Genomic DNA, 9,997 nt, shown 5'->3' with positions numbered 1-9,997 from the left:
TACCGCGGAGCGGTTTAGTTCAACAGCTAATTATACGAACGCGTTCGTATAACACGCATTCGTATAACTCCAAAAAACGCGACTCTCAGAAACCCCAGCTTCACCAATAAAATCAGAAAATTACCTGAATCCACCACGGCTACCGCCGGAGTTATACGCCCGTGTTCGAGCCACCCCTGCTCCAGATTAGGGGCGTATAACTCCGCACGCCCCGATACTCCTTTTCAAACTTATCAGAAGGTTAGCAACATTTCGCCCTGGTTTCCCGGAGTTTTGCGAACGCGTTCGTATAACTCCGCTTCTGGATACTTGATTGACAATTCCGGAAAATTAAATACTGTATATTTATACATAATCATTAAGGAGCCAGGATATGGACATCCGCTGCCCGATTTCTCCGCAATCCACACGCTTTCTGGATCGGCTCAGAAATTTTATCCGACTTCGCGGTCTCGCTTACCAAACCGAGAAAACCTATGTGTTCTGGATCAAGTGCTTTGTCGGGAGTTTCGAGGCTTCCGGTTGTGTTCAGCCCGGACGAGGCCAGGCGGGTAATTGACAATCTGAAGGGCGAATTCAAACTGGTGGCCATGCTGATCTACGGTGCCGGCCTGAGGATTAACGAAGCTCTTCGATTACGTGTCAAAGACGTCGATTTCGGCATGCAGCAGTTGATCGTTCGCGAAGGGAAATTGACCAGGCCGTTTAGGATTCCCAGTTACTCTGTGGTATTCGGCGGATATGAATGTGGCTGATCAGGCGGATGGTGGGCCTTACCAGGAACTGGAAGCTGCCGATAATAAACAGCCAGATTGCGGCGGTCTCATGCTTCGGAAACAGGAAGAGTATGCTCCCCACCAGAAACCAGATGGCGATGAAGAAATCATTGATGATGCTGATCATCTCGTAGCGGCGCCGGATGATCAGCTCTTCGTGGCCAAGTTTCAGGGTAAGCGGGTTGTCCATTGATTGTTCGTCCATGGCACTTCCTGTTTCCGGTCTGTTTGAAGCGATTATGGGTAAAGTTCGTCGGTTCTGGCGGCCATGATGAAATCGTTTTTGTGCAGGCCTCCGATTTTATGGGTCCACCAGCGTACGGTGGCTTTCCCCCATTCCAACAGTATCGCGGGGTGGTGGCCTTCTTCTTCCGCCAGGTCCGCCACTTTGTTGGTAAAGGCCTGGGCCTGGACAAAGTTTTTGAAGGTAAACACCCGCTGTAACTGCTCTTCCCCATCCTGAACGATCAACTGCCATTCAGGCACGTCTTTCAACAGGGTCTGCTTTTCAGCATCCGTGACCTGGGGTGCATCGGCACTGCAGGCGCTGCAGCCTTGCTGGCCAAGATTCGACATAGCGTCCTCCACTATATTTGTGGCTTCAACCACATCGTGGGTGCCCGCCCGTCGTTTATCAACCCGGCAGTTGAAATCGACCCTCTTTCCGAATACTGTATATATAAACAGTACTCGAGAAATAAGCATGAGCAAATCACTCAACCACCTGCTTCAGGACGCCCGTATCTGGCAGGGTCATAAGCCCCAGAAACACGCCTCTCCGGCGGAGCACACGGGGTATCAGGTTCTGGATAACCAACTTGGTGGGCTCGGCTGGCCCAAGGGTGCCTTGAGTGAATGCCTGCTGGACAGCTGTGGCATTGGCGAGCTGCACCTGGTACTTCCGCTTATGCAGAAGGTCGCCAGGCAGGGAAAAACCATTTTCTGGCTGAACCCGCCCCACACACCTTATGCCCCGGCGCTGGCCAGGGCTGGCGTAAATACCGATCAACTGGTGCTGGTTCAAACTCACGATTCCGCTGACTTTCTGTGGACACTGGAAAACTGCCTGCGCTCCCCTGTCACAGGCCTGGTGATGGCCTGGCCGGGGAAGTTGGCCACCCGGGATATCCGCCGGCTGCAACTGGCTTCCGAAGCGGGTAACAATGTCTGCATTCTGTTTCGGGAACGTCGGCAGGCAGAGCAGCATTCACCGGCCGCACTTCGGCTGGAGCTGATTCCCGGAGAACACCAGGATCTCAAGATCAACATTCTGAAACGCCGTGGTAGCTGGCCAGGACAGCGCTGCACTCTTGCCCTTGGGCATCGCGCGGGCATTCAGGCCAGCGACCCCACTGGTGTTATTCAGGGACCATGGTCACAGGATGGAGCCACCTGATTCATGTTGTGGCTGTATCTGCACTTCCCTCACCTGCTGCTGGATCATGTTCGCCGCAGCCAGCAAACTCAGGGCGCACTTGCGGTGGTCGATCTTGCCGGGCAGGCTATTCTGCAGGTTTGCCCAGAAGCCGATCACCTGGGTATTCGGCCGGGCATGCGCCTCAAGACCGCACTGGGCCTGGCACCAGACCTGGTGATTCTGCATCTCGATTCTCAACAGGAAGCCAATCTGCTGGAAGAGCAGGCCCGCTGGCTATACCGTTACGCGGCCCACATTACCCTGTCGCCGCCGCACGGTCTGTGGGCTGAAGTCAGCAGCCTCCAGCGGCTATATGGCGGGCTTCCCGCCGTTTGGCAAACGGTCGAGCAGGCTCTGGCAGAGCGGCAACTCACTGCCTGGCTGGCTCTTGGGCATACGCCACTGGCGGCTCAGCTCCTTGCGCAAGCAGGCAAAGGCGAGTGCACCGCAGACAAAGGCCACATTCTGACGGCCCTGGGCAAACTGCCTCTGGTGGCTGCGGGTTTTGATGAAAAATCCTGTACCCGCCTGCATCGCCTGGGACTGAATACGCTGGCTGAAGTCTTCAATCTGCCAGCCCGGGAACTGGCACGGAGGCTATCCCCGGAGCTGCTGGCACGTATACAAAAAGCCCAGGGCACCAGGCCAGACCCCAAATCGCCCTGGCACCCCCCGCACCGATTCCGCCAGCGGGCCGATTTTATTCAGGAAGTGGAGCATGCCCAGGGGCTTTTGTTCGCGCTGCAGCGGATTCTGACCGAGCTGGAAGAAGACCTGTGCTGGCGCCAACAGGACACCGACACCCTGCATCTTTTACTCCAACACCGGCACGAAGAAGCCACCCGGTTAACGTTGCGAACGACTGGCCCGGAGCATCGGGCAGAGAGCTTTCTGAAACTGCTGCGCCTGAAACTGGATCAGCACCCGCTGCGGGCACCGGTGATCAGTCTGTCCCTGTCGGTAAAGCGGTTTCTGGGCCGGGAAGCCCCGGTTGGCCAGGACCTCCTGGGCGATGGTCAGGACCTGAATGAAGCCTGGCATACGCTGGCCAGTCGTTTACAGGCCCGCCTTGGTACTGAGGCATTGCAACAGCTTGCACCGCGGGCAGACCACCGCCCGGAGTTTGCCTGGACAGCCTCCGCCATAAAACCGGCCAGCAGGCACAGCGAAACACCAGAGGTCTCTGGCCTGCCTGCGCGCCCTTTATGGCTGTTATCCACGCCGCACCCACTTGCAGAACCTCCGGCCAGATGGTTCTCGGGGCCGGAACGCATCAGTGCTGGCTGGTGGGACGGCCAGCGGGTGCACCGTGACTACTATATTGCCCAGTTGTCCAGCGGTCAGTTGGCGTGGGTGTTCCGGGATATTCGCGATGGCTGGTACATACACGGGTGGTTTGGCTGATGGATTCTGATTACGCCGAGCTGTTCTGCTTCAGCAACTTCACCTTCCTGACCGGCGCCTCCCATCCCCATGAACTGGCTGAGCAAGCCGCGGAGCTTGGCTATCGGGCAATTGCCATCACCGATGCCTGTTCGGTGGCAGGCATCCCCAGAGCCTGGGCAGCCCTTAAAGACAGCCCGGTAAAGCTGATTACCGGGAGCTGGTTCGAACTGAGCGATACTCCCGAGGGCGCCACTGCCCCACCCCGGTTCATACTGCTGGCTCGAACCCGCGAGGGCTACGGTCAGCTTTGCCAATTGATCACCACCGGGCGGCGACGCGCTGAGAAAGGGCAATACCGGTTATTTACCCGGGACATCGAAACCCATTCGCTGGACCACTGCCTCTGCCTGTGGCTGCCACCGCTGGTATCACAAACCAACGCGCACCAGGCATTGATCACCGGCGAATGGCTGCAACGGATTTTCGAGCACAGGCTACGCCTTGCAGCGACCCGTACACTGGAAGCCGGCGAGGAACAGCAACTGGTCCGCGTACGGTGGTTAGCTGAGCAAATGCGCTGCGCAGTGGTGGCAACCGGCCAGGTGCATATGCATCGCCGCGAACGCCAGCCATTACAGGACGTGCTGACAGCTCTGCGCCACCACACCACGCTGGAACAGGCCGGACACTGCCTGTTTCAGAATGCCGAGCGTTATTTGCGCCCGATACCGGTTATCCGGCGACTATTCCCCGAGCCCTGGGTTCGGGAGACCGTGGCAATCGCCGAAGCCTGCAGCTTTGAGCCTGGCAGCCTGCGTTATGAATACCCTCCCGATTTAGTGCCGGAACACGAAACACCCACATCGTTTCTGGCGCGACTCACCCGGGAGGGTGAACGGCGGCGTTACCCATCGGGCACACCCATGAAGGTGCAGGCACTGATTCGCAAAGAGCTGGAGCTGATTGCCGAACTGCGCTACGAACACTATTTTCTCACCATCCACGACATCGTCGACTTTGCCCGGCGTCAGGGCATTCTTTGCCAGGGCCGGGGATCCGCAGCCAATTCCGCAGTCTGTTACTGCCTGGGCATCACCGAGGTGAACCCGGCCAATGTGGAACTGCTGTTTGAACGGTTCATCTCCAAAGACCGGGATGAGCCCCCCGACATCGATGTGGATTTCGAGCACGAACGGCGTGAAGAGGTTATTCAGTACATTTACCAGCGCTACGGCCGTGAGCGGGCCGCCCTGGCCGCCACCGTGATTCGTTATCGCCCCCGCAGCGCCATCCGGGATGTGGGCAAGGCGCTGGGCTTTGATGCCACACTGGTGGAGAAGCTGCTGGATGGCATCGACTGGCGTGACAAGACCACCGGCTGGCGCCAGCAGATTCTGGACAAGGGCCTGACCCGCAGCCCCAAAGTCGCGGATCAGTTCTTCACGCTGGTGAACACCTTGCTGGGCTTTCCACGCCACCTGTCCCAGCACGTGGGCGGTTTCGTGATCAGCGCCGGCCCGCTTTCAGAACTGGTGCCTGTCGAGAATGCCGCCATGGAAGGGCGCACGGTTATCCAGTGGGACAAAGACGACCTGGAAAGTCTGGGGCTGATGAAGGTGGATGTCCTGGCCCTGGGCATGCTCACCGCCATTCGCAAAGCACTGGCGCTGATCAGTGAAGAGAAAGACACGCCGTTTACCATTCAGGATGTCCCTCAGGAAGACCCTGACACCTACGCCATGCTGCAAAAAGGCGACAGTATCGGTGTCTTTCAGGTGGAGTCCCGCGCCCAGATCAACATGCTCCCGCGGCTGAAACCGGAAACCTGGTACGACCTTGTGATCGAAGTCGCCATCGTTCGCCCGGGCCCCATACAAGGCGACATGGTGCACCCCTACCTGCGCCGAAAACACGGCATGGAAGCGGTGGAATACCCCAACGATGCCGTACGCCAGGTGCTGGAGCGCACCCTCGGGGTGCCGATCTTCCAGGAACAGGTCATCAAACTGGCCATGGTTGCCGCCGGTTTCAGTGCGGGCGAGGCCGATAAACTTCGCCGCGCCATGGCGGCCTGGAAATCCCATGGCGATCTGACACCTTTCCGCGACAAACTGATTCAGGGCATGCTGGAGCGGGGCCACGATGCCGACTTCGCCGAGCGCCTGTACAAACAGATCTGCGGCTTTGGTGGCTATGGATTTCCGGAATCCCATGCCGCCAGCTTTGCCTTGCTGGTGTACGTCTCCGCCTGGATCAAACGCCACCACCCGGCAGCGTTCTATTGCGCTCTGCTCAACAGCCAGCCAATGGGCTTTTACTCGCCCAGCCAACTGGTTCAGGATGCCCGGCGCCACAACGTTTCCGTGCTGCCACCAGACGTCAACCACAGCCAGTGGCAGCACACCCTGCAAGGTCAGGAGCAGCACCTGCGCCTTGGCCTTAGAATCATTCAAGGCCTGTCTCGCAGTGGCGCCGAGCGCGTCCACCAGAACCGCCCGGCAAACGGTTACCAAAGCGCCGCCGAACTGCGCACCCGAGCTGGCCTCAACCAGAGCGACATGGAACTTCTCGCCGGCGCCAACGCCATGCCCGGCTTCACCCGCAACCGCCACCAGGCTTACTGGCAACTGCTCGAACACGAAGAGCCCGCCGAACTCTTCGCTAACGAAGCCATGACCAAATACACACCGGAACCCTGCCACCTGCTCCCGGAGCCCACCGAAGGGCAAAACGTACTGGCCGACTACAGCAGCCAGGGTTTAACACTACAAAGGCATCCCCTTGCCCTGCTCCGCGAACAAGGCCACCTGCGCCATTGCCTCACCGCCGACCAACTCAAAGCCACCCGTCCCGGCATCCCCGTACAAGTAGCCGGCCTGGTCACCGGTCGCCAACGGCCCGGCACCGCTTCCGGCGTCACCTTCGTCACCCTTGAAGACGAAACCGGCAACGTCAACGTCGTCGTCTGGCTAGACACCGCCCGCCGCCAGCGCAAACCGTTGCTCACCGCCCGGTTGTTACACGTCAAAGGAGTCATCGAGAAAGAGGGGGATATCGTTCATGTCATGGCCGGCAAGCTGTCTGACTTGAGCCATCTGATCAACTCGCTACCGGTCAGCTCCCGGGATTTCCACTGACCACAAACGCAAAAACCCCGCCAAAGGCGGGGTTTTCAGGGCAGTGTCGGTAAGGATCAGCCGAGCAGCTTGATCATTACCCCCGCTGCAACCGCAGAGCCAATAACACCGGCCACGTTCGGACCCATTGCGTGCATCAGCAGGAAGTTCTGCGGGTTGGCTTCCAGGCCCACCTTGTTGGAGACCCGCGCCGCCATCGGCACCGCGGATACACCTGCGGAGCCAATCAACGGGTTGATCGCTTCCTTGGTGAACTTGTTCATCAGTTTCGCCATCAGTACACCGGAAGCCGTGCCTACACCGAAAGCCACAATACCCAGGCCCAGGATACCCAGCGTCTGGCCATCCAGGAACTTGTCGGCCATCAGCTTGGAGCCAACAGACAGACCCAGGAAGATGGTTACGATGTTGATCAGCGCGTTCTGTGCGGTATCGCTCAGACGCTCTACCACGCCACACTCACGCATCAGGTTACCGAAGCAGAACATACCCAGCAGCGGAGCCGCATCGGGCAGGAACAGAACCACGGCAATCAGAACAACCAGAGGGAAGACAATCTTCTCTTTCTTGCTCACCGGGCGCAGCTGCGACATCTTGATGGCACGCTCTTTCTCGCTGGTCAGCGCCTTCATGATCGGCGGCTGGATCATCGGCACCAGCGCCATGTACGCATAAGCAGAGACGGCAATCGCACCCAGAAGATGCGGGGCCAGTACGCTGGATACGTAGATGGAGGTGGGGCCGTCGGCGCCACCAATGATGCCGATTGCAGCGGCCTCGAGGATATTGAACTCCAGTATTCCCGTCCAGTCCAGCAACGCCGCGCCAATAACGGTACCGAAAATACCGAACTGCGCAGCCGCACCCAGAAGCAGGGTTTTGGGGTTAGCAAGCAAAGGGCCGAAATCGGTCATCGCCCCTACACCCATGAAAATCAGCAGAGGACCAACGGTACTGCCGATAATCACAGAGTAGAAGTTATACAGCATGCCATTGCCGTAGCCGTAATCCTGCGCAATGGAGTTGGCCATCGCCATTTCGGAATAACTGGCTTCTTTCACCGCTACTTTGAAGGCTTCTTTCAGCTCAGGCGTAATCGCCTGTCCGACCTGATAGGCCACATCCAGCGGCGCCGCCAGTGCAGCCAGAACCTTGGAGTTGCCACCCTGCAAAGCAAAGTGAATAGCGTTTTCAGCCGCAGTCAGGGCAAGCCCTGCCTCCGGAATATTCGCCAGAATGCCACCAAACCCGATGGGCACCAGCAGCAACGGCTCAAACTTCTTGTTGATCGCAAGATAGAGAAGCAACAGGCCAATAGCGATCATGATCACCTGGCCCAGCTCGATGTTGAACAGGCCACTGCCTGTCCACAGTGTCATTAATTTATCCATGGAATGCTGGCCCTTATGCGATTGTCAGCATTTCATCATCAGGGGAGACGGCATCACCGACCTTGATGAAGACTTCGCCGATAGTACCGGCTTTCGGTGCGCGAACCTCGGTTTCCATCTTCATGGCTTCGAGGATAATCAGCACGTCACCTTCCTCAACGGTGTCACCCGGAGAAACCAGAACCTTGAAGATGTTACCACCCAGCGGTGCCACCAGAGGCTCGCCTTCGCCTGCCGCCGGAGCGGGTGCGGAGGAAGCGGCCGGAGCAGACGCGGCGCCACCGTCACCCTGGATCTGGGTAATCTCGCCACCTTCGGAAACCGCCACCACAAACTTCTTGCCGTTAACTTCAACGGTGTAAGTCTCCGGGCCTGCGGCTTTCTTGGCCGGTGCGGCGTCTTCTGCGGTCGGTACCGGCTCGAACGCATCCGGGTTGTTGCGGTTCTCCAGGAACTTCAGGCCGATCTGTGGGAACAGCGCGTAGGTCAGCACGTCGTCTTCAAGATTGTCGGCCAGCTTGATGCCCTTCTCGTCCGCCAGCTTCTTCAGTTCGTCGGTCAGCTTGTCCATTTCTGGCTCAAGCACATCTGCAGGACGACAGGTCATGACTTCCTTGCCATCCAGCACACGCTCCTGAAGCTCTTTATTCATAGGGGCTGGCGCTGCGCCGTACTCACCCTTCAGAATGGCGGAGGTTTCCTTGGAGATGGACTTGTAACGCTCGCCGGTCAGAACATTCAGTACCGCCTGGGTGCCGACAATCTGCGAGGTCGGGGTCACCAGCGGAATGAAGCCCAGGTCTTCACGAACCTTGGGAATTTCTTCCAGCACCTGGTCAAACTTGTCGCTTGCGTTCTGCTCACGCAGCTGGTTTTCCATGTTAGTCAGCATGCCGCCCGGTACCTGAGCAATCAGGATGCGGGAATCAGTGCCGCGCAGGCTGCCCTCAAACTTCGCATACTTCTTGCGCACCTGGCGGAAATAGGCGGCAATTTCTTCCAGGAGGTTCAGATCAAGACCGGTGTCACGATCGGTACCTTCCAGGATGGCAACAACAGCCTCGGTGGGCGAGTGACCATAGGTCATGCTCATGGAGGAAATAGCAGTATCCACGTTATCGATACCGGCTTCCGCAGCCTTGATGGCGGTAGCGGTCGACATGCCGGTGGTGGCGTGGCACTGCATGTGGATAGGGATATCCAGCTCTTTCTTCAGGCGGCTGACCAGATCATAGGCCACATACGGCTTGAGAATACCGGCCATGTCCTTGATCGCGATGGAATCTGCGCCCATGTCGGCGACTTCTTTCGCCAGATCTACCCACATATCGATGGTGTGCACAGGGCTGGTGGTGTAAGCAATCGTACCCTGGGCATGCTTGCCGGTCTTGCGAACGGCCTTGATCGCGCGATCCATGTTGCGGGGATCGTTCATGGCATCAAAAATACGGAACACGTCTACGCCGTTCTCGGCGGCACGCTCACAGAAACGGTCAACCACATCATCCGCATAGTGACGATAGCCCAACAGGTTCTGGCCGCGCAGAAGCATCTGCTGGCGAGTATTGGGCATGGCTTTTTTAAGTTCGCGGATGCGCTCCCAGGGGTCTTCGCCCAGGTAACGGATACAGGCATCAAAGGTAGCCCCACCCCAGGATTCCAGCGACCAGAAACCCACTTTGTCGAGTTTCTCGGCGATTGGCAGCATGTCGTCCAGACGCATGCGGGTGGCGAGCAGGGATTGGTGGGCGTCACGCAGAATTACGTCCGTAATCCCCAGCGGTTTTTTCGTGTCAGTCATCGTGTCAGCCTTCTGTTAAAAGGTTCTAATCGTGTACCGGGGTCACTTCTTGTGGCGTGACCGGTATTGTGCAATCGCCTTCTTGATGG

General features: G+C 58.0%; 9 protein-coding genes. 5 read left to right on the top strand and 4 right to left on the bottom strand.

Annotation, left to right across the window (positions count from 1 at the left end; all coding sequences use genetic code 11):
- Window positions 1–373: 373 nt before the first annotated feature.
- Together B3Y70_RS09960 and B3Y70_RS09955 are read left to right on the top strand one after the other, a co-directional pair.
- The gene (locus B3Y70_RS09960) at window positions 374–559 is read left to right on the top strand and encodes a phage integrase N-terminal SAM-like domain-containing protein (protein WP_228285454.1); all 186 of its coding nucleotides are present in this window, start codon (window positions 374–376) and stop codon (window positions 557–559) included.
- Complete coding sequence (locus B3Y70_RS09955) at window positions 477–755, top strand: tyrosine-type recombinase/integrase (protein ID WP_228285441.1); 279 nt, start codon at window positions 477–479, stop codon at window positions 753–755. The genes B3Y70_RS09960 and B3Y70_RS09955 overlap by 83 nt, the downstream gene beginning before the upstream one ends.
- Here the strand turns inward: B3Y70_RS09955 and B3Y70_RS09950 are convergent.
- Both B3Y70_RS09950 and B3Y70_RS09945 read right to left on the bottom strand, forming a co-directional pair.
- Complete coding sequence (locus B3Y70_RS09950; RefSeq protein WP_022991732.1) at window positions 706–981, bottom strand: YrhK family protein; 276 nt, start codon at window positions 979–981, stop codon at window positions 706–708. The genes B3Y70_RS09955 and B3Y70_RS09950 overlap by 50 nt on opposite strands.
- A gap of 32 nt (window positions 982–1,013) precedes the next feature.
- Window positions 1,014–1,352 carry a 4a-hydroxytetrahydrobiopterin dehydratase gene (locus tag B3Y70_RS09945; protein ID WP_219194519.1) on the bottom strand — a complete coding sequence of 113 codons (339 nt, stop codon included), beginning with the start codon at window positions 1,350–1,352 and terminating at the stop codon, window positions 1,014–1,016.
- 127 nt (window positions 1,353–1,479) lie between these two features.
- Here B3Y70_RS09945 and imuA point away from each other — a divergent pair, with 127 nt between their 5' ends.
- The 3 genes from imuA to B3Y70_RS09930 are packed head-to-tail and all read left to right on the top strand — an operon-like array spanning window position 1,480 to window position 6,716.
- Window positions 1,480–2,172 (top strand): translesion DNA synthesis-associated protein ImuA, encoded by a 693-nt coding sequence (gene imuA / locus B3Y70_RS09940; RefSeq protein ID WP_011784491.1) that lies wholly within the window; start codon window positions 1,480–1,482, stop codon window positions 2,170–2,172.
- Window positions 2,173–2,175: 3 nt separating this feature from the next.
- Window positions 2,176–3,597, top strand: a complete 1,422-nt coding sequence (locus tag B3Y70_RS09935) for a Y-family DNA polymerase (RefSeq protein ID WP_023007869.1) — start codon at window positions 2,176–2,178, stop codon at window positions 3,595–3,597.
- A complete protein-coding gene (locus B3Y70_RS09930) occupies window positions 3,597–6,716 on the top strand; it encodes an error-prone DNA polymerase (RefSeq protein ID WP_286893104.1) in 3,120 nt (1,039 codons plus the stop codon). The genes B3Y70_RS09935 and B3Y70_RS09930 overlap by 1 nt, the downstream gene beginning before the upstream one ends.
- Window positions 6,717–6,772: 56 nt before the next feature.
- Here the strand turns inward: B3Y70_RS09930 and B3Y70_RS09925 are convergent, their stop codons facing one another.
- Window positions 6,773–8,107, bottom strand: a complete 1,335-nt coding sequence (locus B3Y70_RS09925) for a sodium ion-translocating decarboxylase subunit beta (RefSeq protein ID WP_031209652.1) — start codon at window positions 8,105–8,107, stop codon at window positions 6,773–6,775.
- Window positions 8,108–8,120: 13 nt separating this feature from the next.
- Window positions 8,121–9,908 (bottom strand): sodium-extruding oxaloacetate decarboxylase subunit alpha, encoded by a 1,788-nt coding sequence (gene oadA, locus B3Y70_RS09920; protein ID WP_183581307.1) that lies wholly within the window; start codon window positions 9,906–9,908, stop codon window positions 8,121–8,123.
- Between the last annotated feature and the right edge of the window lie 89 nt (window positions 9,909–9,997).

Source organism: Marinobacter sp. UBA5687, from assembly GCF_002420325.1.
Lineage (GTDB): Bacteria > Pseudomonadota > Gammaproteobacteria > Pseudomonadales > Oleiphilaceae > Marinobacter > Marinobacter nauticus.
Note: the sequence above shows the minus strand (reverse complement) of the source record. Positions and strands in the feature narration are given on the sequence as shown.